This is a genomic window from Acuticoccus mangrovi (genome assembly GCF_016411865.1).
Lineage (GTDB): Bacteria > Pseudomonadota > Alphaproteobacteria > Rhizobiales > Amorphaceae > Acuticoccus > Acuticoccus mangrovi.
Map to the genome: position 1 here is coordinate 180,202 of NZ_JAEKJA010000003.1, position 25,601 is coordinate 205,802.

Genomic DNA, 25,601 nt, shown 5'->3' on the forward strand with positions numbered 1-25,601 from the left:
GTTTGACGATACCGTGATCACGCGCCAGAAAGGCCGCGCACGGGCGTCGGCAGAAACGAGAAGCGGGGAAACGGGGTGAACGGGGAATGCGTGATCGTCGGCGCGAGCCACGCCGGAGCCCAGCTCGCGGTGAGCCTGCGCCAGGAAGGATGGGGCGGTCCGATCGCCCTCATCGGCGAGGAGCCCTGGCTCCCCTATCACCGCCCGCCCCTGTCCAAGGGCTTCTTCGTGGGCGACAAGACGCTCGACGACATCCTGATCCGCGACGCCGCCGCGTATAAGAGCCACGCCATCGACGTCGTCACCGGCGTGCGCGTCGCCGCGATCGACCGGGCGGGCAAGTCGGTGATCCTGTCGAACGGCACGCGCCGCCCCTACGAGAAGCTCGCCCTGTGCACCGGCGCCAGCGTGCGCACGCTGCCGATCGGCCGGCCGGACCTCACCAACGTCTTCTACCTGCGCACCTTCTCCGACGTCGCCGAGATTCGCCGCGCCGCCGTCGGCGGAGCCCGCGCCGTGATCATCGGCGGCGGCTATATCGGGCTCGAGACCGCCGCCTCGCTCAAGGCGGCCGGCCTGGAGGTGACGGTTCTCGAGGCAGCCCCCCGCGTCCTCGCCCGCGTCACCGCGCCCGCCGTCTCCGCCTTCTACAAGCGGGTGCATCGTGAGGAGGGCGTCAACCTCGTCACCGGTGCCACGGTGACCGACATCCTCGGCGAGGGCACCGCCCACACGGTGACGACCTCCGACGGCACCAACCTGCCCGCCGACCTCGTCATCGCCGGCATCGGCGTCGCCCCGCGCGTGGAGCTCGCCGAGGGCTGCGGCCTCAAGACCGACAACGGCATCGTCGTCGACCAGTTCGCCCGCACCGAGGATCCCGACATCGTCGCCGCCGGGGACTGCACCATGCACCCCTCGCCGCTCTACGGCTGGCTCCGCCTCGAATCGGTGGCGAACGCGGTGGAGCAGGCGCGCACGGCCGCCGCCACGCTGTGCGGCAAGGAGCGGCCGCACGACTCCGTCCCCTGGTTCTGGTCCGATCAGTTCGACCTCAAGCTGCAGATCGCCGGCCTCAATCACGGCTACGACACCCTCGCGCTGCGCGGCGACCCCGAGGCGGGGCGCAGCTTCGCCGCCTTCTATCTGCGCGAGGGCAAGATCATCGCCGCCGACTGCATCAACCGGCCGGCCGAGTTCATGCTGTCCAAGCGCCTTGTCGCGGAGGGTCGCGCCATCGACCCCGCCGCCCTTTCCGACGACACCCGCCGCTTCAAGGAGGTGGTCGCCGAGGCCAGCCGATAGCCTCCCGAGAGGCACCGCTTCCCACCCTCCGCAACAGCCCGAGCGGGCGCACCACGCCCCTTCCGACGCCGACGAAGCCCGGCCTTCCCCCGAAGTTCGACCTTTCTTCGGTTCAACGCAGCCATTAAGGCGTTCGTCCATTGAGCAATGCGCGGAACGCCGCCAACCTGACGGGGACCAGCGAGGCGAACCGATGTCGATCAAGGCCGCGATCTATCACCTCACCCACTATCGCTACGATCGGCCCGTCCAGCTGGGCCCGCAGATCGTGCGCCTTCGCCCGGCGCCGCACAGCCGCACCCGCGTCATCTCCCACTCACTGAAGGTGAGCCCCACGAATCACTTCGTGAACCACCAGCAGGACCCCTACGGCAACTGGCTCGCCCGCTTCGTCTTCCCCGATCCGGTGCGCGAATTGAAGATCGAGGTCGATCTCGTCGCCGACATGACGGTCTACAACCCGTTCGACTTCTTCGTGGAGGAGAACGCCGAGCACTATCCCTTCCACTACCCGAGCGACGTGCGGCCGGACCTGTCGATCTACCTCGCCACCGACGTGGTGGGCCCGCGCTTCCAGGAGTTTCTCGCGTCCATCGACCGCTCCAAGCAGCGCACGGTCGACTTCATCGTCAACCTCAACGCCCGTGTCGCGCGCGAGATCGGCTACGTCATCCGCATGGAGCCCGGCGTGCAGACGCCGGAGGAGACGTTCGAGCGCGGCTCGGGCTCGTGCCGCGATTCGTCCTGGCTGCTCGTCCAGACGCTCCGCCATCTCGGCATCGCGGCGCGCTTCGTGTCGGGCTACCTGATCCAGCTGAAGCCCGACCTCAAGGCGCTCGACGGCCCCTCCGGCACCGACCACGACTTCACCGACCTCCATGCCTGGGCCGAAGCCTATATCCCTGGTGCGGGCTGGATCGGCCTCGACCCGACCTCCGGCCTCCTCACCGGCGAGAGCCACATCCCCGTCGCGGCGACCCCGCACTACAAGAACGCCGCCCCCATCAGCGGCCTCGCGAGCTACGCCGAGGTGGACTTCGCGTTCGACATGACGGTGAGCCGCGTCGCCGAGCATCCGCGCATCACCAAGCCGTTCTCCGAAGACTCCTGGGCCGCCCTCGACAAGCTCGGCCGGGACGTCGACGTCGCCCTCACCGCCGGCGACGTGCGCCTCACGATGGGCGGCGAGCCCACCTTCGTGTCCGTCGACGACTTCGAATCGGCCGAGTGGAACACCGCCGCCGTCGGCCCCACCAAGCGGATCCTCGCCGACCGGCTGATCCGCCGGCTGCGCGAGCGCTTCGCCCCCAACGGCTTCCTGCACTACGGCCAGGGCAAGTGGTATCCGGGCGAGACACTGCCGCGCTGGACCTTCTCGCTCTATTGGCGGCGCGACGGTCAGCCGATCTGGTCCGACGAGAGCCTCGTCGCCGAGGAGGGCGCGGAGACGGGTGCGACGCCGGAGACGGCCGAGACGCTGATGAAGGCGATCGCCGACGAGCTCGGCATCGAGGAGGACTATGTCGCCCCCGCCTACGAGGACCCCGCCGAGTGGCTCCTCAAGGAGGCGAACCTTCCCGACAACGTGACGCCGGCGAACTCCGAGCTCGAGGACGCCGAGGCGCGCCACCGCATCGCCCGCGTGTTCGAGCGCGGCCTCACCGCGCCCGCCGGCTACGTCCTGCCGGTACAGCATTGGCAGGGCCGGTCGGAGCCGGGCCACTGGATGTCGGAGAAGTGGCGCACGCGGCGCGGCCACATCTTCCTCGTGCCGGGCGACAGCCCCGTCGGATACCGCCTGCCGCTGAGCTCGCTCCCCTACGTCACCCCCGCCCAATATCCCTACGTCAACACCGCCGACCCGACGGTGCCGCGCGGGCCGCTGCCCGACTATCGCGCCGCCTCGGCCGCCGCCCCCGGGGAGGCGGCCGAGCGCACCCAGCCCATCGCGAGCTTCGTGGCGGCGGGAGCCACCCAGGCGCGCAACGAGCAGACGATCTCCGAGATCAGCGGCTTCGTGCGCACCGCGATGAGCGTGGAGCCCCGCGACGGGCGGCTCTGCGTGTTCATGCCGCCGGTCGAGCGGGTCGAGGCCTATCTGGAGCTCGTCGCCGCCGCCGAAGCGGCCGCCAAGCGGCTCGGCATGCCGATCCACATCGAAGGCTACGCCCCGCCGACCGATCCGCGCATCAACGTGATCCGCGTCGCCCCCGACCCCGGCGTGATCGAGGTGAACATCCACCCCGCCGGCTCATGGGAGGAGTGCGTCGCCACCACCGAGGCGATCTACGAGGAAGCCCGCCAGTCCCGCCTCGGCGCAGACAAGTTCATGATCGACGGCCGCCACACCGGCACCGGCGGCGGCAACCACGTGGTGGTGGGCGGCGAGACGCCGATGGACTCGCCCTTCCTGCGGCGGCCCGATCTTCTCAAGAGCCTCATCATCCACTGGCAGCGCCATCCGAGCCTCTCCTACCTGTTTTCCGGCCTCTTCATCGGGCCGACCAGCCAGGCTCCGCGCATCGACGAGGCCCGCCACGACAGCCTCTACGAGCTCGAGATGGCGCTCGCCCAGATCCCCCGCCCCGGCGAGGGCGCGGCGCCGCTGCCCTGGCTCACCGACCGCCTGCTGCGCAATCTCCTCGTCGACGTGACGGGCAACACCCACCGCGCCGAGATCTGCATCGACAAGCTCTATTCGCCCGACGGGCCCACCGGCCGCCTCGGCCTCGTCGAGTTCCGCGGCTTCGAGATGCCGCCCGACCCGCGCATGAGCCTCGCCCAGCAGGTGCTCATCCGCGCGCTCATCGCCCGCCTCTGGCATTCCCCGGCGACGGGCAACCTCACCCGCTGGGGCACCACCCTGCAGGACCGCTTCATGCTCCCCCACTTCCTGTGGGAGGACTTCATGGACGTCCTCGCCGATCTCGACTCCCACGGCTTCCGCCTGCGGTCCGAATGGTTCGAGGCGCAGGCCGAGTTCCGCTTCCCCTTCTGCGGCGAGGTGGAGTTCGAAGGCACGCACCTCGAGGTCCGCCAGGCGCTGGAACCCTGGCACGTGCTCGGCGAGGTCGGCGCCATCGGCGGCACGGTGCGCTACACCGATTCATCGGTGGAGCGCGTCCAGGTGAAGCTCAGCACGAGCGACCCCTCGCGCTACATCGTCGCCTGCAACGGCCGCCGCGTGCCGATGACACCGACCGCCACCAACGGCGTCTCCGTCGGCGGCGTGCGCTTCAAGGCCTGGCAGCCGGCGATGGCGCTTCACCCGGTCTTGCCGGTCAACGCGCCGCTGACCTTCGACGTGTTCGACAGCTGGAGCGGCCGCGCCATCGGCGGTTGCACCTACCACGTCGCCCACCCCGGAGGCCGCAGCTACGAGACATTCCCGGTGAATGGCAACGAGGCCGAGGCCCGTCGCCTTGCGCGCTTCGAGCCGCGTGGCCATAGTCCGGGATCGTATGCGCCGCAGCCGGAAGCGCCGCATCCCGAGTTTCCGATGACACTCGACCTCCGGCGGTCCCCGGGGCTCTGATACGAATGGCCATGCAAGGCCGACCCGCCATTGTGGATCCGGTCGCTCGCCTGCTTGCGGGCTATCGCCCGATCTCCGGCGTCCCGGACGAATTGTTCGGCGCCGACGGCGAGGTGCGCCCGGTGTGGTCCACCCTCATCGAGGCGATCGCCAACATGTCGCCCGAGGAGCTCGCCGCCGGCCAGGCCCGCGGCGATCAATATCTGCGCGACGCCGGCGTCTTCTACCGCCAGTACGGACCGCAGGATGCGGCCGAGCGGGACTGGCCGCTCAGCCACCTGCCCGTGCTCATCGCCGAGGACGAGTGGCACGAGATCGCCGACGGCCTCATCCAGCGCGCCGATCTCCTCGAGCGCGTCGTCGCCGATCTCTACGGCGACAACAGCCTCGTCGCCGACGGCTACCTGCCGCCAGCCCTCGTTGCCGACAATCCGGAGTGGCTGCGCCCGCTCGTGGGCGTCACGCCCCGCGGCGGCCACTTCCTGCACTTCGTCGCCTTCGACATCGGCCGCGGTCCGCACGGCGAGTGGTGGGTGCTCGGCGACCGTACCCAGGCCCCCTCCGGCGCCGGCTTCGCGCTCGAGAACCGCATCGCCACCTCGCGCGTCTACGCCGACCACCTCTCCCAGTCGAAGGTGCATCGCCTCGCCGGCTTCTTCCGCACCTTCCGCGACGCCCTCATCGGCATGCGCGAGCACGAGGACGGCCGCGTCGGCATCCTCACCCCGGGGCCGATGAACGACACCTATTTCGAGCACGCCTACATCGCTCGCTATCTGGGCTTCATGCTCCTCGAGGGCGACGACCTCACGGTGCGCGACGGCCAATTGATGGTGCGCACCGTCGACGGCCTCTCGCCGGTCTCCGTCCTGTGGCGCCGTCTCGATTCGGCGTGGGCCGATCCCCTGGAGCTCGACGAGACGTCCGCCCTCGGCACGCCCGGCATGCTCGGGGCGATCCGCTCCGGCTCGGTCACGATGGTCAACGCCCTCGGCTCCGGCGTGCTCGAGACGCGCGGCCTGCTCGCCTTCCTCCCCCGGATCTGCGCGGAGGTGACGGGCGCGCCGCTGAAGCTGCCCAACATCGCCACCTGGTGGTGCGGTCAGGCGAGCGAGCGGGCCTACGTGAAGGCCAACGCCCAGCGCATGACCATCGGCAGCGCCTACGCCACGCGCCACCTCTTCGACCTCGACGAGGTGTCCGCCGTCGCCGGAGCCTTCACCCGCCCGCTCGACATGACGGTGGAGGACTGGATCGAGGCCCGCGCCGGCCAGCTCGTCGCACAAGAGGCGGTAACGCTGTCCACCACCCCGGCCTTCGAGGAAGGCACCCTGGTGCCGCGGCCGATGAGCCTGCGCGTGTTCCTCGCCCGCACCCGCGACGGCTGGCAGGTGATGCCGGGCGGCTTTGCCCGCATCGGCCGCACCGCAGGCTCGGCCAAGCTCGCCATGCAACAGGGCGGGTCGGCGGCCGACGTGTGGGTGGTGAGCCCGCACGACGTGCCGGCGGAGACGATGCTCGCCACCGCCTCCACGCCCTATCTGCGCCAGCAGCCGGGCGTGCTGCCGAGCCGGGCGGCCGACAATCTGTTCTGGCTCGGCCGCTACGTGGAGCGGGCGGAGAATCTCGTGCGTCTCCTACGCGCTTACCATCTCCGTCTCGCCGAGGCGCCGAAGGAGGCGAGCCCCCTCGTCGCCCACCTCGAGACCTACCTCGCCGAGCTCGGCGCCGATCCGATCGACGGGCTTCCCGAAGGTCTCGTCGACACCCTCGCCTCGGCGAGCACCGCCGCCGACAACATCCGCGACCGCTTCTCGGTCGACGGATGGATGGCGCTCGACGATCTGTCGAAGACGGTGCGCAAGATGATGCGCACCGCCCGCCCCGGCGACGACACGGCGCTCGCCATGGGCATCCTGCTGCGCAAGATCTCCGGCTTCTCCGGCCTCGTGCACGAGAACATGTACCGCTTCATGGGCTGGCGCTTCCTGTCGTGCGGCCGGTCGCTGGAGCGTGCCCTATCGCTGACCGCCCTCCTCGCCACCTTCGCCGATCCCGCCGCTCCCGACGGCAGCCTCGACCTCGCCGTGGAGGTGGCCGACAGCCACATGACCCACCGCCGCCGCTATGCCGTCGCCACCAACCGGGCGACCGTGGTGGACCTCCTCGCCCTCGACCCACTCAATCCGCGGGCGGTCATCTATCAGCTCAACGAGATCGCCGAGCACATTTCGGTGCTGCCGGGCTCGGAGCTTCACCGTCAGCTCTCGCCGCTCCAGCGCGCCGTGCTGCAAGCGCGCACCGACCTCGCCGTGGAGACCCCCGAGACGTTGACGAGCGCGACCCTCACCCGCCTCGGCGACGAGATCGCCAGCCTGTCTGGCCACATCGCCAGCACCTATCTGCGCTAGGGAGGGGTGGCGTGCTCTACAACATCACCCTCACCATCGGCTACGCCTACGACTACCCCGCCGCCCAGAGCCGGCACGTGGTGCGCCTGATGCCGGCCGACATCGCCGGCGAGCAGCGCCTCGTCGCCGGCACCCTCTCCGTCACCCCGAAACCCGCCGAATGGCTCAACTGGACCGACTATTTCGGCAACGCCACCGTCGAGGTCGCCTTCCGCGAGCCGCACGAGGAGATCGACTTCGAAGTGAAGTCGCGCGTGGAACGGCTCGAAGGCGCGCCGCTCCTCGACATGTCGCCCCGCATCGGGGACCTCGCCGCCGACATCGCGGCGCACCGCATGCTCGACCCCCGCTCGCCCTACCACTTCGCCGGCAACACGCGCCGCGTGACGCTCGACGCGCGCACCACGCGCTACGCCCGCGACACTCTCCGCGAGAGCATGAGCACGCTCGACGCAGTGAAAGCCATCGGCGAAGCGATCCACGGCGACATGCGCTACGATCCGGAAGCCACCACGGTGGAAACGCCGATGCTGGAAGCCTTCGAGAAGCGGCACGGCGTGTGCCAGGACTTCACCCACATCATGATCGCCTGCCTGCGGGGCGTCGGCATTCCCGCCGGCTACGTGAGCGGCTTCCTGCGCACCAACCCGCCGGCCGGCGAGCCGCGCCTCGAAGGCGCCGACGCGATGCACGCCTGGGTCTCGGCCTGGTGCGGCGGCGAGGTGGGATGGGTCGAATACGACCCCACCAACCGCGTGCTCGCCGGCGCCGACCATGTCGTGATCGCCCACGGCCGCGACTATTCCGACGTCGCTCCCGTGCGCGGCGTGATGCGCAGCCATGGCGACCACACGAGCAAGCAGGCCGTCGACGTCGTGCCGATCACGGCCTGAGGCCGGCGCCTACGCCGCGCGCGGCTTCGCCGCCATCACCGCCGCGTCGGTGTCGATCTCGTTGAACGCCCAGAAGGAGCGGAGCGAGGTGCGCAGCCGGTTGGGCTTGAACGGCACGGTGACGCCCGTCTTCGCCGTCACGTCGGTCATCGGCGCCAAGACGTCGCGCCAGAAGTCCGGCCCGAGGAAGGCGTCGAACACCCCGGCGAACTCCTCCCCCTCCGGCACCTTCCCATCGCGCGCGAAGAGGTTCGGCGCCTTGTAGATATACTTCGATTTCTTGCCGAAATAGGGCGCCTCGATCCCGACGCTCGAGGACAGCGTGAACACGCCGGTGATATTTTCCGTCGACAACAGGCTGTAGACGTTGTGATCGATCAGCTGGATCTTCGGAAACGCCGCCTGCAGCGTGCGGGTGTGCACCGAGCCCCGCTCCAGCGGATGCTCCTTGACGTAGAGCGCGTTGTAGTCCGCCGTGACGTCGGCGATCTTCTCCAGGAAGTTGCTGGCGCCGATGAAGCCGCCGTCCCGGATCTGCGTGCGGTCGAAGCGGGTCTGCAGAAGCAGCAGCGCACTGTTGGGGATCGGCGCGAAGGTGAAGCCGCGACGCGCCGACGCCGACTGGACCCCGGCGACCGTCTCGATGAGCTCCTCGGAGATGGCGTGGCTCGCCAACACGGCGTTCGCCGCGCCGCTGCTGGTGCGCACGGCGAGGAAGATGTCGTCGAGGAAGCGCACCGGATGCACGATCACGTCGACGTAGGGAATGCCGTACTTCTGGAGGATCTTCTCCAGATAGGGCGGCAGCTCGAAGGCGACGACGAGCGCGTCGCGAAAGATCTCGCGGAAGAAAGCCTCCGCCGCGGGGGCGAGCGCCTCCTCGTAGAGCATCGCCCACGCCTCGATCGAGGTGGCCAGCCCGTGCGCGCCATAGATGCCGCGGACGGTCTCGTAGTCGATCCCGCCGGCGGTGACGCCGGCGAAGTTCCAGACCGCCATTTCCACCGGCAGCCCGGTAGCCGCCGCCATCTGACGGCCGATGAGGTCGTGTCCCCATTGGATGTTGTAGTGCTGCGTGGGGCGAGTGCTGTCCCAGCTGGGACGCAGAAGGTCTCCGGTGAAGACGATGCGTTTCAGCGGCATGATGGGCTAAGCATTCTTGAGAAACATGATGAGATCACGGAAAGCAACTTCCGGTGCATGGCGCGTCGCAACATACGTCTGGGCGTCGATCTCGGCACGGCGACGCACGTCCGGCTGCACGGCGAGGTCGAGCATCGTCTGGACGAATTCGCCGCGGGAGCCCACAAGGAAGAGACCCTTGCCAACGGCGTCCTCCAGCCCCCGCGCCCCTTCCGCCGTCGTCACGCACGGCACACCGTAGCGCATCGCGTCGAGCGTCTTGATCTTGATGCCGCCGCCGACGAACACCGGATTGATCGCGATGTCGGCGGCCTCGTAGTAGGCATCGAGGCTGTCGACCCTGCCGTGCAGATTGACGTTCTTCGGGGCCTCGGCGACGGCGTTGCTCACCTTACCCACCACGTCGAGGACGAAGTGGTCTTCGAGCATCGGCCAGACCTGGTCGAGAAACCACAACAGGCCGATCACGTTCGCCTCGGCGTCGGACCCGGTGAAGATCAGCCGGCGCCCGTCCCGCTCGCGCACCGTCCGCTCGGCCAGCAGCACCGTGTGCGGTGCGTAGATCACGTTGCGCATCCCGAGGCGGGTCTTGAAGGTCTCGCAATCGGCCTGGCTGATCGCGAGGATCGAATCGTACATGCGCAGGATCTCCGCCTCCTGCGCGGCCGAGAACTGCAGCCGCACCGAGCGCCCATAGTGCTGGAACGCCATCGCCCGATGGCTCATGACGTCATGCGTGTCGAGGATCGTCATCGTGCCCTCGGGCACCGCATCGAGGAGGTAGCTCCGGTCGATATACTCGATGAGGACGAAATCCGGCCGGGTACGTTCCAGATAGTCGGCCGCCGCCGCCACCCAGGAGTGCTTGTAGAAGCTGCGCAGCTCCCGGTGGCCGCCCCGCCCAACGGGCACCGCCGGGGCCGTCTTTTCGTAGACCTTATAGGAGACCAGCTCCGCCTGAAGGCCGAGCGCCTTGAACGCGGCCTTCACGTTCTGGCCGACCGACCGGAAGCAGAAGACCTTCAGATCGCAATGCTCTTCGATGGCCTTGAGCGTGAGAATGATGCGGGCATGACTGCCGTAGGTCTGCTGCCAGAAATCAATGTCCGTCAAAATGACGACGACCGGCCGTCGCGCGCCGGAGGCGTGCGCATGCGCGGGCGTCTTGGAAGTCGAACCGAGCGCTGTGTTCATCATCCGTCCGCCAATAATCCGGGGAACCCGCCCGGTCAGGCGGGCGCCCGATCGATCAACACGGTGCCGACACCGATCCCGAGGAAACGCGTGTCGGCGGAGCCCAGCATCGCGCTCGGCTGCACACAGCGTGCCATCGTCAGCTCCAGGAAGAGGAAGCTCGACTGCTCCGTTTCCGCGATGTCGATCTCGAAGCTGAGATACCCCTTCACCGGCTTCGGATCCGCGAAGACGATGTTCTCCACCGCGTGTCCGTTCACGGTGATCGTCAGTTCGTCGAGCTGGGTCGGATCGAGCACCTGGTAATCGAAACCGATCTCATAGTGGCCGACGCCGAGGCTCGGCAGCAGCAACGATGCGCGAAGATCCGGGCCGGACCAGCGCCAGAACTTGCCGCTCGGGAGCTCCTCCACCGGGTGCCAGCCGCGGCCGAGCACGTTGTGGCCGAGCGGCACCTCGACGTGGGTCATCGTCGGACCCGTGGAAAGGCCCTCAAGATCGGCATGAAGAGCGTTCAGGGCGACGATCGGGTCGGCGTACCCCTTGCCCTCGCCGAACACGAACTTCCGGTCGGACGCCAGGCTGGACTTGATCAGCAGGAGGTCGGCCTCGAGGGCCGCCACGCGCCGCATCAGCGCCTTGATGACGGTGCCGTAGGGGTCGTCGTCCGGCGCTTTATCCGGCAGGAGGGCCGACAGGGTCGCGAGATAGCCGTTGGCGAGAGCCTCGGACATTGCCGTGCCGGAGCGCTTCGTCTGCGAAAGGTCGAGGGTGGCATCGGCATCGCTCGTCAGAAGCACCGACACGGTTCGCGACACGAGCTCGGTCATCTGCTCCGGGGAGAGGCGCAGCGTGCCCTCGTCCGCCGTATCCACCGGATAGTCGAGATCGGCGTCGCCTTGCGCATTAACCAAAGTACTACCTCGTTGCATCAATCAATGTTCCGTTTTCCGACACGTCCATCGAAGGCGCCGCGTTTCGGCACGCGCCAACTCGCATGCCCGAGACGGTCCCAACCGCCCCTTGGCCAAGCGCTCACTAAATTTATAGTTGAAAATCATCTTCTTCACGCAAAGCTCGCCCATTGCCGAAACGGTATGGTCGTGCAAGGTCTTACATTGGTTTACAAGCGAGGGTCAATTGCCGAATTGTGCAGATGCGCAGACGGCAAAGCGCCGCATCGAACGCCCACCAAAACCGGATCAAACACTTAGAACAACAATCAACCATAGTTTATAAATTAATTAACAATCGAACATTGCTGCTATCCGAAATACGAATACTAAGCGCGATGGGGATCGCCTCCACCACTGATTGCTGCAGCGCCGCATCGACCGATCGACGATCTGGAGCGCGACGATCCGCCATCAATCGACGCTCAGCGGATTGACCCGGCGCAGCGTCAGATTGATCCGGCCGCCGTCCGGCAGAAGGCGCGAGGAGCCGGCAATGATGCGATCGATGCCGTGGTAGATGAGGCGGGCCTCCCCGCCGAACATGATCACGTCGCCTGACGCGAGACGAAGCGATCGGGTGGGTCCGCGCCGCGTGGTGCCGCCGATGCGGAAGACGCCCGTGTCGCCCAGCGAGACCGACACGACCGGCGCGTCGAACGTCGCCTCGTCGCGATCCTGGTGGAGCCCGAGCTTCGCCGTCCCCCGATAGAGATTGACGAGGCAGGCCTCGGGCTCTCCCGGTGCTCCGAGCGATCGCCACAGGGCGACGAGGCGCTGCGGGATCGGCGGCCACGGCTCGCCGGTGTCGGGATGGGTGCGCTGGTAGCGATAGCCGGTCCGGTCGGCGACCCAGCCGAGCGACCCGCAATTCGTCATCTCGACCGAGAAGGGCTGATTGGTCCGCGGCATGCGCGGCACGAAGAGCGGCGCCTCGGCGATCACCTGCTCGATCTCGGCGAGAAGGCTACGCTGGTCGGTCGCCGAGATGCGGCCGGGATAGTAGGCGACGCCATCGCTGATCGCTGCCACCGTCACTGGAAATCTCCACCGAACCGCTGCGAGCCAACCACCTTCGCCCCACCCCAAGCACGCCCGTCGCCGCCCCGCAAGGGACGATCGGCCTCGAAGGCGGCCGCGGTCGCCGCCGCCTCACGCCCTTGTGAGGACGGGGGCGGCCCGGCGACGTCACGCAGCGACCGCGGCCCGCCGCGCCGATGCGCCGGCTTCGGCCCCCGTTCCGCCGATCCGGAGCGCCCCTTTCAGCGACGCAACGTCGCGTTGGCGTCGGTGCAAGGGCCGAGGCGGCCTCCTCGGGTTCCGCGATGCCGCGATGCCCCCTACATCGCCCCCCGACTGACGCCGCATCCTGCGGTGCAGCAAACCGAAAGGATCTCCGATGCGCCAGTTCCTCGCCGCTGCCCTCACCACCCTCGTGCTCGCTGCGCCTGCTGCAGCGCAGTCGCTCGACGTCCCCTCGGGCACCTACGTGTCCGATCCCACCCACACGTCGGTGGTCTGGAAGCTCTCCCACTTCGGCTACTCCACCTACACCGGCAACTTCGAGCGCAAGGCCATCGCCGCCACGGTCGAGCTCGACGCCGACGACGTCGCCAACTCCTCCGTCGAGGTCACGCTGAACGGCAACGCGGTGCGCACGCTCCACCCCGGACCGACCGACTTCGACGCCGAGATCGCGTCCGACATGTTCCTCAACGCGGTCGCCCACCCCGAGATCACCTTCAAGAGCACCGGCATCACCCTCACCGGCGACAACACCGCCGACGTCGCCGGCGAGCTCACCGTCAACGGCCAGACCCACCCCTTCACCCTCGCCGCGACGCTCAACCGGGCGGCCACTCATCCGATGAGCGGCAACCCCACCATCGGCATCTCCGCCGTTGGCACGCTGGACCGGACGGAATACGGCGTCACCTCGCTCGCCGGCCCGATCGGCACCGAGGTGACGATCGAAGTGCAGGCCGAGTTCATTCCCGAGTAGGCCGCCTCGTTGCGGCCGGCCGCCGGACCCTTGGCGGATCCGAGCGGCCGGTCGACAATGGGCCGGCGGGGCAGCCGCCCCGCCCACAGCCGCGCGCCGCCTCCATCGGCCGGGCGCGCGGCCCGCGAATCAGCGACGATGGAACGGCGTGACCGCAGCACGCCCCAGCAGCGGCAGAAGGATGCCCGTGACCACCACCGCACAGCCGCCCTTCAAAGCCTCGCGCTACACGACGGGCGCCATCATCCTTCACTGGTGCATCGCGCTCCTGATCGTGCTGCAGCTCGCCGGCGGTCTCGCCATGACCGAGCTCCTCGCCCCGGGCGATCCGCTCCAGTACGACGCGTTCCAGCTCCATAAGAGCCTCGGCATCACCGTCCTGGTGCTCACCTTCGCGCGCATCCTGTGGCGCGGCTTCAATCCGCCGCCGCCCGAGCCTGCCTCGGTGAACCGCCTGGAACGCCACGTTTCGCACGTGGTGCACATGCTCTTCTATCTGCTCCTCGTGGTGATCCCGCTGTCGGGCTGGCTGCTCATCACTGTGGCACCGGTGCAGGTGGAGACGATCCTCTACTTCCAGGACTGGCTGCCGTGGCCGAACCTTCCCGGCTTCGACGGCCTCGACGCCGCGGCGCGCCGGACCTTTTCCGAGGCCGTAGAGGAGGCGCACGCGATCCTCGCCTACGCCATGGCCGGCCTCCTCGCCCTCCATGTTGCCGGCGCGCTGAAGCATCATCTCGCCGACGGGCACTATATCGCCCGGATGTCGCCGTTTGCGGGTGGCGACGGGCCGCGCCGCGCCTACGGGCAGGTCACGACCTGGCTCGCGACGATCGTCGTGACCGGCGGTGTGATCGTCGCCACCACGGCCGCCCGCGCGCCCGCCGAACGCGACGAGGTCGCGAGCGTCTCGCCGGACCAGGCGGGCGTCCTCGGCTCGGGCGCCGCCATCGCTCCGGACGGTCAGCCGAACCTCTCCAAACCTGCGGCCTCGCTCGATGTAACCGCCGCGCCCGTCGCCGCGCCCGTCGCATCCGCACCCACCAATTCGGCACCCGTCGCGTCGGCGCCCATCGCGTCGGCGCCGGCGCGCTGGATCGTCGACCGGGAGGCGAGCCGCCTCGGCTTCGCCGTCACCTATTCCGGCAAGGAGGTGACCGGCGTCTTCGGCGACTGGTCGGCGGACATCCGCTTCGACCCCGCGAATCTCGCCGCCTCGTCCATCGCCGTGCGCGTGGCGCCGGGCTCGGCGAGCCTGTCGTCGAAGGCGATCAGCAGCGCCCAGCTCAACGGGCCGGACGGCTTCGCCACCGCCGATCACGCCAGCGCGGCGTTCGTCGCGGAGACGATCCGCGACACGGCGAGCGGCTACGTCGCCGAGGGCGAGCTGACGATCCGGGGCGTCGCCGCGCCGCAGTCCCTCCCCTTCGCGTTGGCGATCGACGGCGACACGGCCGAGGCGTCGGGCTCGCTAACGCTCGACCGCTTCGCCTACGGCATCGGCGCCGAGAGCGACGCGACGGGCGACTGGCTCGGCAAGGACGTGGTGGTATCGTTCGACCTCCTCGCCCACCGCCCGACGGCGGACGCCGCACCGACCACCGCCACCCCGGCTGCCGCCTCCCCCGCCGTCACGTCGTCTGCCGCCGAGCCCGCGGCATCCCCGGCTCCCCCCGCGTCGCCAACGACGGCGGTGCCGAGCGAGCCCGCCACCGCCGAGCCTCGAGGCGAACCGATCGCCACCGCCCCGGAGCCGACACCCGACGCGACCACCGTCCCCTCGTCGATGCCAGGCCCCGGCGATGCAGGCGACGCCGTGCCGGCCGGGCCCGCGCCTCCCGCCGAGCCCGCCATCGAGCCCGAAGAATCGTCCGCAACCGCGGCGCCGACCGGCCCCACCGACGTGGAACCCGCCCCCACCTCGCCCGAACCCGGCACCGCGGCAACGCCCGTCTCCCCCGAGGCGGACGGCTCGGGCAACGCTGTGCCGACGGCGCCGACGGCGCCCCCGACTTCCCCCGAGCCGACGGGGCCGCCTACGGCCGCCACGCCGAGCGACCCCGGCGCCGCCGAACCGGATGCGGCCGCCTCGCCCGAGCCCCCCGCCGAGCCGGCACCCGCCGCGCCCGAGTCGGACAGCTCGACCGACAATGGCGGTGCCGCGCCCGAGGAACCCGCGGCATCACCAACGGCAGACCAGCCCGACGAGGATGGCATCGCCGAACCCGATGCCGCGCCGGCCGTCGCCGCGCCGGAGCCCACCACCGACGCGACGCCCACCAGCCCCCCGACGGAGCGCTCCACCGGCGAAGACGAAGCGCCGTCGGCCATCCCCGCGGAGCCGCCTGCGGCCGTCGTGCCCGACGAGCCGAGCACCCTCGAGCCTGAGGCCGAACCAGCCGCCACCTCGCCGGAGCCTGCTGCCGACGTAACACCAGCAACCTCCGAGGCGGAACGCACTGCCGAAGAGAGCGATGCCGTGCCGACCGGCCTCGCGACGCCCTCGCCGACAGCCGCCCCCGCGGAGCCGCCTGCGGCCGTCGTGCCCGACGAGCCGAGCACCCTCGAGCCTGAGGCCGAACCAGCCGCCACCTCGCCGGAGCCTGCTGCCGACGTAACACCAGCAACCTCCGAGGCGGAACGCACTGCCGAAGAGAGCGATGCCGTGCCGACCGGCCTCGCGACGCCCTCGCCGACAGCCGCCCCCGCGGAGCCGCCTGCGGCCGTCGTGCCCGACGAGCCGAGCACCCTCGAGCCTGAGGCCGAACCAGCCGCCACCTCGCCGGAGCCTGCTGCCGACGTAACACCAGCAACCTCCGAGGCGGAACGCACTGCCGAAGAGAGCGATGCCGTGCCGACCGGCCTCGCGACGCCCTCGCCGACAGCCGCCCCCGCGGAGCCGCCTGCGGCCGTCGTGCCCGACGAGCCGAGCACCCTCGAGCCTGAGGCCGAACCAGCCGCCACCTCGCCGGAGCCTGCTGCCGACGTAACACCAGCAACCTCCGAGGCGGAACGCACTGCCGAAGAGAGCGATGCCGTGCCGACCGGCCTCGCGACGCCCTCGCCGACAGCCGCCCCCGCGGAGCCGCCTGCGGCCGTCGTGCCCGACGAGCCGAGCACCCTCGAGCCTGAGGCCGAACCAGCCACCACCTCGCCGGAGCCCGGGGCCGACGTGACGCCTGCCACGTCCGAGGCGGAACGCTCCGCCGAAGAGCGCGACGCCGTGCCGACCGGCCTCGCGACGCCCCCGCCGACAGCCACTCCCGCGGAGCCGCCTGCGGCCGTCGTGCCCGACGAGCCGAGCACCCTCGAGCCTGAGGCTGCGCCGGTCACTACATCGGCGGAGCCCGCGGCCGACGAGGTGTCCGTGACCTCCGAGGCAGAAGTCTCCGAGGAAGACGTCGCGGTGCCGGAAGAGCCCAGCGCTGCCGCGCCGGTCACCGCCTCCCCCGAGCCGATTGCCGAAGTGCCGCCGCTCATCACCGAAGGAGAGCGCTCGGGCGAGGAAGGCGCGGCCGAATCGGCCGAACCCGCAGCCTCTCCCGAGACCCCGGAGCCGCCCGCGGCCGACGCGCCCGATACGCCGGGCGCCACCGCGCCACACACCACCGGGCTCGATGCTGCGCCGACGACCGCCGCGCCGGAGCCCGTCGCCGAGAGGGCGCCTGCCGTAGCGGAAAGCCTCGGCGACGCAAGCGAGGGCGAGCCTACGGCATCGCCGGCGTCCGTCGAAGCCGTAGAGCCGACTGCGGGTGACCGAGCCGACGAGCCGGACACCGCCGGATCGAACGCAGCTCCCATCGACCTGCCCGAAACCGCCGGCGAAGCCGCGCCGGCCACGGGCGACGAGGGGGAGAGCCTCGACGAGGCGGTCGAGGCGTCGGGTGAGGAGACCGGGCCGTCCGAGACGGTCCCCGCCGCACCGACGGGCCCGGAAGATGCCGCCACGGCGGACGGGAACGCGTCGGTGGACGATGATCCGGTGAGGCGTCCGCCGCTCTGACGGGGCAACGCCGCACCTTCCCGCTTGCCGATCGCGACGAGCGGCGTATCGTCGGCACAATAGAGCACCAACTTCGGCGCCGCTCGGCGTCGCACGACGGGCGGTGCCAACCGGGCGAGACGATCGTCTCAATTCACTTCGAAGCGCTTCGGACGGGGGTAAAAGGCGAAATCGGGCGTTGAGGAGCATTCACATCGACTTGTGCGAAGCCCCCTTGCGCTTATATCTCGGCTGTGTACGGGGGCAGTCGCGCTCCGTTCAATCACGCGAACCGGGGACCGGTCTCGCGACAATCGACGGGACGCCTTTCGGGTCCCACCGGTCCGCCATGTAAGGAGAACCCATGAGCAAAGTCATTGGCATTGACTTGGGCACGACCAACTCGTGCGTCGCCGTCATGGACGGCAAGAACGCCAAGGTCATCGAAAACGCCGAGGGGATGCGCACCACCCCGTCGATGGTCGCCTTCACGGAGGACGGCGAGCGTCTCGTCGGCCAGCCGGCCAAGCGCCAGGCGGTGACGAACCCCGAGAACACCCTCTTCGCGGTGAAGCGCCTCATCGGCCGTCGCTTCGACGACCCCACCGTGGCCAAGGACAAGGGCCTCGTCCCCTTCAAGATCACGAAGGCGGACAATGGCGACGCTTGGGTCGAAGCGCGCGGCAAGAACTACAGCCCCAGCCAGATTTCCGCCTTCATCCTGCAGAAGATGAAGGAAACCGCCGAGTCCTATCTCGGCGAGACGGTGACGCAGGCCGTCATCACCGTGCCGGCCTACTTCAACGACTCCCAGCGTCAGGCCACCAAGGACGCGGGCAAGATCGCCGGCCTCGAGGTGCTGCGCATCATCAACGAGCCGACGGCGGCCGCGCTCGCCTACGGTCTCGACAAGAAGGACGGCAAGACCATCGCGGTCTACGACCTCGGCGGCGGCACGTTCGACGTGTCGATCCTCGAGATCGGCGACGGCGTGTTCGAGGTGAAGTCCACCAACGGCGACACCTTCCTCGGCGGTGAGGACTTCGACATCCGCATCCTCGACTACCTCGCCGACGAGTTCAAGAAAGAGCACGGCATCGACCTCCGCAAGGACAAGCTCGCCCTCCAGCGCCTGAAGGAGGCCGCCGAAAAGGCGAAGATCGAGCTGTCGTCGGCCACGCAGACCGAGGTGAACCTGCCGTTCATCACCGCCGACCAGACCGGCCCGAAGCACCTCACGATGAAGCTCTCCCGCGCCAAGCTCGAAAGCCTGGTGGAGGACCTCGTGGAGCGCACCATCGGCCCGTGCCGTGCCGCGCTGAAGGACGCCGAGCTCTCCGCCGGTCAGATCGACGAGGTGGTTCTCGTCGGTGGCATGACGCGCATGCCGAAAGTCCACGAGGCGGTGAAGGCCTTCTTCGGCAAGGAGCCCCACAAGGGCGTGAACCCTGACGAGGTCGTCGCCATCGGCGCCGCGATCCAGGGCGGCGTGCTGCAGGGTGACGTGAAGGACGTCCTCCTTCTCGACGTGACCCCGCTGTCGCTGGGCATCGAAACGCTGGGTGGCGTGTTCACCCGCCTGATCGACCGGAACACCACGATCCCGACCAAGAAGTCCCAGGTCTTCTCGACCGCCGAGGACTCGCAGTCGGCCGTGACGATCCGCGTCTTCCAGGGTGAGCGCGAGATGGCCGCCGACAACAAGATGCTCGGCCAGTTCGATCTCGTGGGCATTCCCCCCGCCCCGCGCGGCGTGCCGCAGATCGAGGTGACCTTCGACATCGACGCCAACGGCATCGTCAACGTGTCGGCGAAGGACAAGGGCACCGGCAAGGAGCAGCAGATCCGCATCCAGGCTTCGGGCGGTCTGTCGGACTCCGACATCGAGCAGATGGTGAAGGACGCCGAGACCCACGCGGAAGACGACAAGCGCCGCCGCGCCCTCGTCGAGGCCAAGAACCAGGCCGAGGCGCTGGTCCACTCGACGGAGAAGATGCTGGCCGACAACGGCGACAAGATCGCCGCGTCGGACAAGTCGACCGTCGAGGCCGCCATCGCCGACCTGAAGACGGCTCTGGAGGGCGAGGATCCGTCCGCCATCGAGGCGCGCACGCAGGCCCTCGCCCAGGCGTCGATGAAGCTCGGCGAGGCGATGTACGCCAGCCAGGGCGAAGCTCAGGGTGACGGTGAGGCCCAGGCCGCGAAGGACGACGACGTGGTCGATGCCGACTTCGAGGAGGTCAGCGACGACGATCAGAAGCGTTCCGCCTAAACGCTCCTATCCGCTAGAGGGTCGCGCCACCGGCGCGGCCCCTTTCTGATTACCACGGCGCTCGGCGCCCCAGCCCGAAGACCCCATGGCCGCAACACACAAGCGCGATTATTACGAGCTCCTCGGTGTCACGCGCTCGGTGGACGAGAAGGCGCTGAAGTCCGCCTACCGCAAGCTCGCCATGCAGTTCCACCCGGACCGCAATCCGGGCGATGCCGAGGCGGAGCTCAAGTTCAAGGAAGTCTCCGAAGCCTACGAGGTGCTGCGCGATCCGCAGAAGCGCTCCGCCTACGACCGCTTCGGCCACGCCGCCTTCGACGGGCGCGCCGGCGGCCCCGGCGGCGGCTTCGGCACCGACTTCGCGTCGGCGATGTCCGACATCTTCGACGAGTTCTTCGGCGGCGCGCGCACCGGACGCGGCGGCGGTGGCCGCCAGCGCGGCTCCGACCTCCGCTTCAACCTCGAGATCAGCCTGGAGGACGCCTTCGCCGGCAAGACGGTGGAGATCAAGGTACCCACCTCCTCCACCTGCGAGGTCTGCGAGGGAACCGGCGCCAAGCCCGGCACGAGCCCGGTCACCTGCCCCACCTGCTCCGGGTCCGGCCGCATCCGCGTCGCCCAAGGCTTCTTCACTCTGGAGCGCACCTGCGTGTCCTGTCAGGGCCGCGGCACGATCGTGCGCGATCCGTGCGAGAATTGCGGCGGCACGGGTCGAGTGGCGACCGAACGCGAGCTCTCCGTGAACATCCCCGCCGGCATCGAGGACGGCACCCGCATTCGCCTCGCCGGCGAGGGCGAAGCCGGCGTGATGGGCGGTCCGCCGGGCGATCTCTACATCTTCCTGTCGATCCGACCGCACGACTTCTTCCAGCGCGAGGGCGCCGACCTCTACTGCCGCGTGCCCATCTCGATGGCGCGCGCCGCCCTCGGTGGCAGCGTGGAGGTGCCGACTATCAGTGGCGAGAAGTCGAAGGTCAAAATCCCCGAGGCAACCCAGACCGGACGCCAGTTCAGGCTCCGCGGCAAAGGCATGCCGGTGATGCGCTCGTCACAGACGGGCGACATGTATATTCAGGTCGTCGTGGAAACGCCGCAGAAGCTGACGCGCCGGCAGCGCGAGCTGCTCACCGAATTTGAGGAACTTTCTTCCACCGAGAATCATCCAGAAAGTCATGGGTTTTTCTCCCGCGCGAAGGAATTCTTCGATAACCTGAGCCAGTAGCGCTCGCCTTCCTCCTGCGCCATGGTGGCGCGCCTCGGAGCCGTAGATGAACGACCACAAACGCCCCCACGCGAAAGCGATCGATGTCCCCGTCAGTGACACCGTCGACAGTCACGAGGACATATTGGTTGGGGGCGATCGAAGCCCGAACCGGCGTGAGCTTCGCCTGCTCAAAGAGCTGAAATTCCTGGCGCGGCGCGCCGAAGGTGAGATGCGCCCGTCCTCCTCGGCGCGGGAGAAGGCGAAGAAGCTGCAGCTCAAGGTGATCGACGAGGCGCGCTTCCTGCGCAACTGGGCCGGCAATCCGCTGAAGACCGGCGCCGTCGCCCCGTCGGGCCAGGAGCTCTCCCGCCTGATGGCCCACTTCGTCGAGGCCGATCGGCCGGGCGTCATCGTGGAGCTCGGGCCGGGCACCGGCGCCGTGACCCAGGCGCTGGTCGAGCGCGGCGTCGACGAGGAGCGTCTGGTGCTCATCGAGTATTCGCCGGACTTCTGCACCCTCCTGCGCGAACGCTTTCCCAAGGCGCGCATCCTGTGCGGCAACGCCTACGCCCTCGGCGAGGTGATGGCCGAGCTCGGCAACCCGCCCATCGCCTCGGTGATCTCCGGCCTTCCCCTCTTCACCCGGCCGCTGCCCGAGCGCCAGGCCCTCCTTGCCGACGCCATGCGGCTGATGGGTCCGGGCGCCCCCTTCATCCAGTTCTCCTACGCGCTGGTGCCGCCGGTGAAGCGCGCCATGGGCTACACCATCTCGCGCACCCGCTGGGTGCTCGCCAACCTGCCGCCGGCCCGCGTCTGGCTCTATCGCGCCGTGGTGTCCGAGACCGCCTCCCCCGCCACCGCCTGACGCGTTCGCCCACCTCCCTCCCCCTCAGCCACGCACCGTCAACGCCGGCCTAGAGCTCCGCCGCCAGCGGAAAGTGGCAGGCGCTCAGCTGATCCGCCTTGCCCCCTCTCGGCACCAGCCGCGGGTCCTCGCTGCGGCAGACGTTCGCAGCGCGCGGACAGCGGGGCGCGAAAGCGCAGCCCTCCGGCGGATCGTAAGGGTCGGGAAGCTCGGCGCTGGCGTCGTCGACGACCCTCAGGGGTCGTCCCGGCGCGGGGGCGGAGCGCAGCAAAAGGTCGGTGTAGGGGTGCTGCGCCCGACCGAACACCGCCGCGGCCGGGCCGATCTCCACCACCTTGCCGAAATAGAGCACCGCCACGCGGTCGCTCACCATCTCCACCACCGACAGGTCGTGGCTGATGAAGACGTAGGTGAGGCCGAAGCGCCGTTTCAGGTCGGCGAGCAGGTTGATCACCTGCGCCTGCATCGAGACGTCGAGCGCGGAGACCGGCTCGTCGAGCACCACCAGCGACGGCTCGGCCGCGAGCGCCCGCGCGATGCCGACGCGTTGGGCCTGCCCGCCGGACAGTTCGTGCGGATAGCGCTCGGCGAAGGTGGCGTCGAGGCTCACCGCGTCGAGCAGCGCGCCGATGCGCTCCTCCCGCTGCCGCCGGTCGAGGCCGGCGAGGCGCTTCAGCGGCACCGCCAGGATTGCCCCGATCCGCTTGCGCGGATTGAGGGCCGCCATCGAGTCCTGAAAGACATATTGGACGGTGCGGGCGAGGCGACCCCCGCCCACACCCGCGACGTGCAGCGTACCGTCGGTCGGCACGTCGAGGCCCACCATCATGCGCGCGATCGTCGACTTGCCGCAGCCCGATTCGCCGACGATGCCGAGCGTCTCGCCGCGCATGACGTCGAAGCTCACGCCACGCACCGCGTGCACCTGCGGCCGCGGGTTGCCGAAGAGGGTATGGCCGCCGCCGAAGCGCCGCGTGACGTCGCGCACCTCGACCAACGGGTCAGACATGGCCGGCTCCGACGAGGGGGAAGAGGCAGCGCGCCGTCCGACCCGCCGCCAGCTCGCGCACGGCGACGGGCGCCTCGCGGCAGACGGGCGCGACGCTCGGGCAGCGCGGCGCGAAGGCGCAGCCCTTGGGCAGCGCGCCGGGCGGCGGGGGGCGGCCCTCGATGGCGTCGAGCCGGCGCTCCGGTTCCCCCAGCACGGGCACGCAGTCGACGAGGCGGCGCGTATAGGGATGCGCGGGAGCGGCGAGCACCGCCTCGGTGCGGCCGGTCTCGACGATCTCCCCGGCATACATCACCGCCACGCGGTCGCAGAGCGCGGACACCACGCCGAAATCGTGGGTGATGAAGAGCACCGCCGCGTTCTTCTCCTGCCGCAGCCGGTTGAGAAGGGTCAGCACCTCCGCCTGCACCGTCACGTCGAGCGCGGTGGTGGGCTCGTCGGCGACGACGAGGTCGGCGTCGTTGGCGAGCGCCATCGCGATCGCCACGCGCTGGCGCATGCCGCCCGAGAGTTCGTGTGGGTAGGCCTCGAGCCGCAGACGCGGGTTCGGGATGCGCACGAGCGCGAGGAGATCCGCCGCCTCCTGCCGAGCGGTGCGCCGGCGGAGGGGGCGGTGGGCGCGGATCGCTTCGATCAGCTGGTCGCCGATCGTGAAGAGCGGATGCAGCGTCGAAAGCGGGTCCTGGAAGACGTGGGCGACGGCGCTGCCGCGCATGCGGCGGATCTCGCCGTCGGACAGGGCGAAGAGATCGCGGCCGCGGAAGAAGGCCGCGCCGCCGCCGATCCGCCCCGGCGGCGATGGCACGAGCCCCATGATCGACATCGCGGTGACCGATTTGCCCGACCCCGATTCGCCGACGAGGCCGAGACACTCGCCCTCGCCGATCAGAAGATCGACGTCGCGCACCGCCGCCACCTCGCGGCCGCCGAGGCCGAAGAGCGTGCGCAGCCCCTTAAGCTCCAGCACCGCCGCCGGCGTGGTGGCGACCGGTGCGTCGGCCCGCTCCACCCGTGTTCTGGCCGACGGGCGGGCGAGCGCGCCGGACTTGAGGCGCGGGTCGAGCACGTCGCGCACCCCGTCGCCGACGAGATTGATGCTCATCACCAACACGAAGATCATCAGCCCCGGCACCACCGAGACGTGCGGAGCATTGAACAGCACCTTGCGCCCCTCCCCCAGCATCGATCCGAGGTCGGCCTGGGGTGGCTGCGCGCCGAGGCCGAGGAAGGAGAGGCCCGCCGTCTCCAGGATCATCCAGCCGACGGTGGTCGACATGGTGACGACGATGACGGGCATCACGTTGGGCAGCACCTCGGCGAAGAGGACCTCCGGGCCGCTCTGGCCGGACAGGCGCGCCGCGTCCACGAACTCGCGCCGCGACAGGCCGAGCGCCATGCCGCGCACATTGCGGGCGAAGAAGGGGACGTTGACGACGGCGATGGCGTAGAGGGCGTTGAGAAGCCCCGGCCCGAGCACCGCCACGATGGCGAGCGCCAGGAGGATGTAGGGAAAGGCCATCACCATGTCGATGCCGCGCATCAGCAGCCCGTCGATGCGCCCGCCCACGAAGCCCGCCACGAGGCCGATTGCCGAGCCGACCATGGCGGCGATGGCCGTCGCCGAGATTCCGACCATGAGGCTCACCCTGGTGCCCCAGACGAGCCGGGCGAGGATGTCGCGGCCGAGCGCGTCGGTGCCGAGGAGATGGTCCGGGGAGAAGGGGCGCATCAGTCGGTCGGCGGGGGCGGTCGCGTTGGGATCGGCGAGCGGCAGGACGGGAGCGAGAAGCGCCACCGCCACGATGAGGGCGAGGAGCGCGACACCGGCGGCCGCGAGGCGGTTGTTGAGGAGGAGGCTCACGGCGCCCGAGCGCCCGGCGTTCGCCATCAGCGCAGCCTCGGGTCGAGCAGCGTCTGGACGACGTCGGCGGCGAGGTTGAAGAGCACGTAGGCCGCCGCCACCACCAGCACCCCGCCCTGCACCAGCAGGATGTCGCGCGTCGCGATGGCGTTGACGAGCATTGAGCCGATGCCCGGCCACTGGAACACCGTCTCGACGTAGACCGCGCCGCCGAGCACGAAGCCCGCCTGGATGCCGATGACCGGCACCACCGCGACGAGCGCCGCCACGAAGGCGTGCCGGAAGATCACCCGCCGCTCGCGCAGCCCCTTGGCGCGGGCGGTGCGGATATAGTCCTGCCGCAGCACCTCCAGCATCGCGGTGCGGGTGAGGCGGGCGATGACGCCCGTCGCCACCACCGCCAGCGTGACCGCCGGCAGGACGAGATGCCGGAGAATGTCGAGCGGCCCGCCGCCGCCGTAGATCGCCACCATGCCGCTCGCGGGAAACAGGCGCCAGGTGACGGCGAAGAGGAGGATCAGCAGGAGCCCCAGCCAGAAGGCCGGCATCGAGATGCCGACGAGCACCAGGAAGGTGACGATGCGATCGGTCCAGCCATATTGGCGCACGGCCGAGACGACGCCGGCGAGAAGGCCGAGGACGCTCGCGAGCACCAGCGCCGTGCCGGCGAGGAGAAGGGTCGCCGACAGGCGCTCCATCACCTCGTCGATCACCGGCCGGTTGAGCGCGTAGGAGCGGCCGAAGTCGCCGTGGAAGAGGTTGGTGATCCAGACGAGATATTGCTCGACCAGTGAGCGGTCGAGGCCGAGCTGGCGGTTGAGACGCTCGACATTCTCGGGCGTCGCATAGGAGCCGAGGATCGCCGTCGCCGGATCGCCCGGGATCATCGCCATGATCAGGAAGACGATGATGGTGAGGCCGAACAGCACCGGGACCGCCGCGAGGAGACGCTTTGCGACGTAGGCGATCATG

General features: G+C 69.5%; 16 protein-coding genes. 9 read left to right on the plus strand and 7 right to left on the minus strand.

The window, feature by feature from the left end:
* Positions 1 to 75: 75 nt before the first annotated feature.
* The 4 genes from JCR33_RS04830 (at position 76) to JCR33_RS04845 (ending at position 8,144) form a co-directional block, all read left to right on the plus strand.
* Entirely contained in the window at positions 76 to 1,305 is a 1,230-nt protein-coding gene (locus tag JCR33_RS04830) for an NAD(P)/FAD-dependent oxidoreductase (protein WP_198880897.1), read from the plus strand.
* A 193-nt stretch (positions 1,306 to 1,498) separates the two neighbouring features.
* Positions 1,499 to 4,840, plus strand: coding sequence for a transglutaminase family protein (locus tag JCR33_RS04835; protein WP_198880898.1), 3,342 nt, complete (start codon positions 1,499 to 1,501; stop codon positions 4,838 to 4,840).
* 11 nt (positions 4,841 to 4,851) lie between these two features.
* Entirely contained in the window at positions 4,852 to 7,251 is a 2,400-nt protein-coding gene (locus tag JCR33_RS04840) for a circularly permuted type 2 ATP-grasp protein (protein WP_232372262.1), read from the plus strand.
* Positions 7,252 to 7,262: 11 nt separating this feature from the next.
* Positions 7,263 to 8,144, plus strand: coding sequence for a transglutaminase family protein (locus JCR33_RS04845; RefSeq protein ID WP_198880900.1), 882 nt, complete (start codon positions 7,263 to 7,265; stop codon positions 8,142 to 8,144).
* A 9-nt stretch (positions 8,145 to 8,153) separates the two neighbouring features.
* On the opposite strand, the gene JCR33_RS04850 is transcribed toward JCR33_RS04845, so the two are convergent.
* From JCR33_RS04850 to JCR33_RS04865, 4 genes are all read right to left on the minus strand, one after another.
* Positions 8,154 to 9,287 (minus strand): capsular polysaccharide export protein, LipB/KpsS family, encoded by a 1,134-nt coding sequence (locus JCR33_RS04850; protein WP_198880901.1) that lies wholly within the window; start codon positions 9,285 to 9,287, stop codon positions 8,154 to 8,156.
* A gap of 6 nt (positions 9,288 to 9,293) precedes the next feature.
* Complete coding sequence (locus JCR33_RS04855; RefSeq protein ID WP_198880902.1) at positions 9,294 to 10,481, minus strand: glycosyltransferase; 1,188 nt, start codon at positions 10,479 to 10,481, stop codon at positions 9,294 to 9,296.
* 35 nt (positions 10,482 to 10,516) lie between these two features.
* The gene (locus tag JCR33_RS04860) at positions 10,517 to 11,395 is read right to left on the minus strand and encodes a hypothetical protein (protein ID WP_198880903.1); all 879 of its coding nucleotides are present in this window, start codon (positions 11,393 to 11,395) and stop codon (positions 10,517 to 10,519) included.
* Positions 11,396 to 11,848: 453 nt separating this feature from the next.
* Positions 11,849 to 12,466, minus strand: a complete 618-nt coding sequence (locus JCR33_RS04865) for an alpha-ketoglutarate-dependent dioxygenase AlkB family protein (RefSeq protein ID WP_332461132.1) — start codon at positions 12,464 to 12,466, stop codon at positions 11,849 to 11,851.
* Positions 12,467 to 12,833: 367 nt separating this feature from the next.
* On the opposite strand from JCR33_RS04865, the gene JCR33_RS04870 reads away from it, so the two are divergent.
* From JCR33_RS04870 to JCR33_RS04890, 5 genes are all read left to right on the plus strand, one after another.
* The gene (locus JCR33_RS04870; RefSeq protein ID WP_198880904.1) at positions 12,834 to 13,436 is read left to right on the plus strand and encodes a YceI family protein; all 603 of its coding nucleotides are present in this window, start codon (positions 12,834 to 12,836) and stop codon (positions 13,434 to 13,436) included.
* A gap of 187 nt (positions 13,437 to 13,623) precedes the next feature.
* The gene (locus JCR33_RS04875) at positions 13,624 to 17,439 is read left to right on the plus strand and encodes a cytochrome b/b6 domain-containing protein (protein ID WP_198880905.1); all 3,816 of its coding nucleotides are present in this window, start codon (positions 13,624 to 13,626) and stop codon (positions 17,437 to 17,439) included.
* Positions 17,440 to 17,782: 343 nt separating this feature from the next.
* A complete protein-coding gene (dnaK, locus tag JCR33_RS04880) occupies positions 17,783 to 19,690 on the plus strand; it encodes a molecular chaperone DnaK (protein WP_198880906.1) in 1,908 nt (635 codons plus the stop codon).
* 85 nt (positions 19,691 to 19,775) lie between these two features.
* Positions 19,776 to 20,912: a molecular chaperone DnaJ gene (gene dnaJ, locus JCR33_RS04885; RefSeq protein WP_198880907.1), complete on the plus strand. Its 1,137-nt coding sequence runs from the start codon at positions 19,776 to 19,778 to the stop codon at positions 20,910 to 20,912.
* A 46-nt stretch (positions 20,913 to 20,958) separates the two neighbouring features.
* On the plus strand, positions 20,959 to 21,759 hold the full coding sequence (locus tag JCR33_RS04890; protein WP_232372265.1) for a class I SAM-dependent methyltransferase: 801 nt from the start codon (positions 20,959 to 20,961) through the stop codon (positions 21,757 to 21,759).
* Positions 21,760 to 21,808: 49 nt separating this feature from the next.
* On the opposite strand, the gene JCR33_RS04895 is transcribed toward JCR33_RS04890, so the two are convergent.
* The 3 genes from JCR33_RS04895 to JCR33_RS04905 are packed head-to-tail and all read right to left on the minus strand — an operon-like array spanning position 21,809 to position 25,600.
* Positions 21,809 to 22,768, minus strand: coding sequence for an ABC transporter ATP-binding protein (locus JCR33_RS04895; RefSeq protein ID WP_198880908.1), 960 nt, complete (start codon positions 22,766 to 22,768; stop codon positions 21,809 to 21,811).
* Positions 22,761 to 24,656 carry a dipeptide/oligopeptide/nickel ABC transporter permease/ATP-binding protein gene (locus tag JCR33_RS04900; protein ID WP_198880909.1) on the minus strand — a complete coding sequence of 632 codons (1,896 nt, stop codon included), beginning with the start codon at positions 24,654 to 24,656 and terminating at the stop codon, positions 22,761 to 22,763. Before JCR33_RS04900 ends, JCR33_RS04895 begins: the two co-directional genes overlap by 8 nt.
* The gene (locus JCR33_RS04905) at positions 24,656 to 25,600 is read right to left on the minus strand and encodes an ABC transporter permease (protein ID WP_198880910.1); all 945 of its coding nucleotides are present in this window, start codon (positions 25,598 to 25,600) and stop codon (positions 24,656 to 24,658) included. The genes JCR33_RS04900 and JCR33_RS04905 overlap by 1 nt, the downstream gene beginning before the upstream one ends.
* Between the last annotated feature and the right edge of the window lies 1 nt (position 25,601).

Coding starts and splice junctions, on each gene's coding strand:
- JCR33_RS04890 (WP_232372265.1), top strand. CDS start 20,959: ATGAACGACCACAAACGCCCCCACGCGAAAGCGATCGATGTCCCCGTC.
- JCR33_RS04835 (WP_198880898.1), top strand. CDS start 1,499: ATGTCGATCAAGGCCGCGATCTATCACCTCACCCACTATCGCTACGAT.
- JCR33_RS04905 (WP_198880910.1), bottom strand. CDS start 25,600: ATGATCGCCTACGTCGCAAAGCGTCTCCTCGCGGCGGTCCCGGTGCTG.
- dnaK (WP_198880906.1), top strand. CDS start 17,783: ATGAGCAAAGTCATTGGCATTGACTTGGGCACGACCAACTCGTGCGTC.
- dnaJ (WP_198880907.1), top strand. CDS start 19,776: ATGGCCGCAACACACAAGCGCGATTATTACGAGCTCCTCGGTGTCACG.
- JCR33_RS04895 (WP_198880908.1), bottom strand. CDS start 22,768: ATGTCTGACCCGTTGGTCGAGGTGCGCGACGTCACGCGGCGCTTCGGC.
- JCR33_RS04855 (WP_198880902.1), bottom strand. CDS start 10,481: ATGAACACAGCGCTCGGTTCGACTTCCAAGACGCCCGCGCATGCGCAC.
- JCR33_RS04870 (WP_198880904.1), top strand. CDS start 12,834: ATGCGCCAGTTCCTCGCCGCTGCCCTCACCACCCTCGTGCTCGCTGCG.
- JCR33_RS04850 (WP_198880901.1), bottom strand. CDS start 9,287: ATGCCGCTGAAACGCATCGTCTTCACCGGAGACCTTCTGCGTCCCAGC.
- JCR33_RS04840 (WP_232372262.1), top strand. CDS start 4,852: ATGCAAGGCCGACCCGCCATTGTGGATCCGGTCGCTCGCCTGCTTGCG.
- JCR33_RS04900 (WP_198880909.1), bottom strand. CDS start 24,656: ATGGCGAACGCCGGGCGCTCGGGCGCCGTGAGCCTCCTCCTCAACAAC.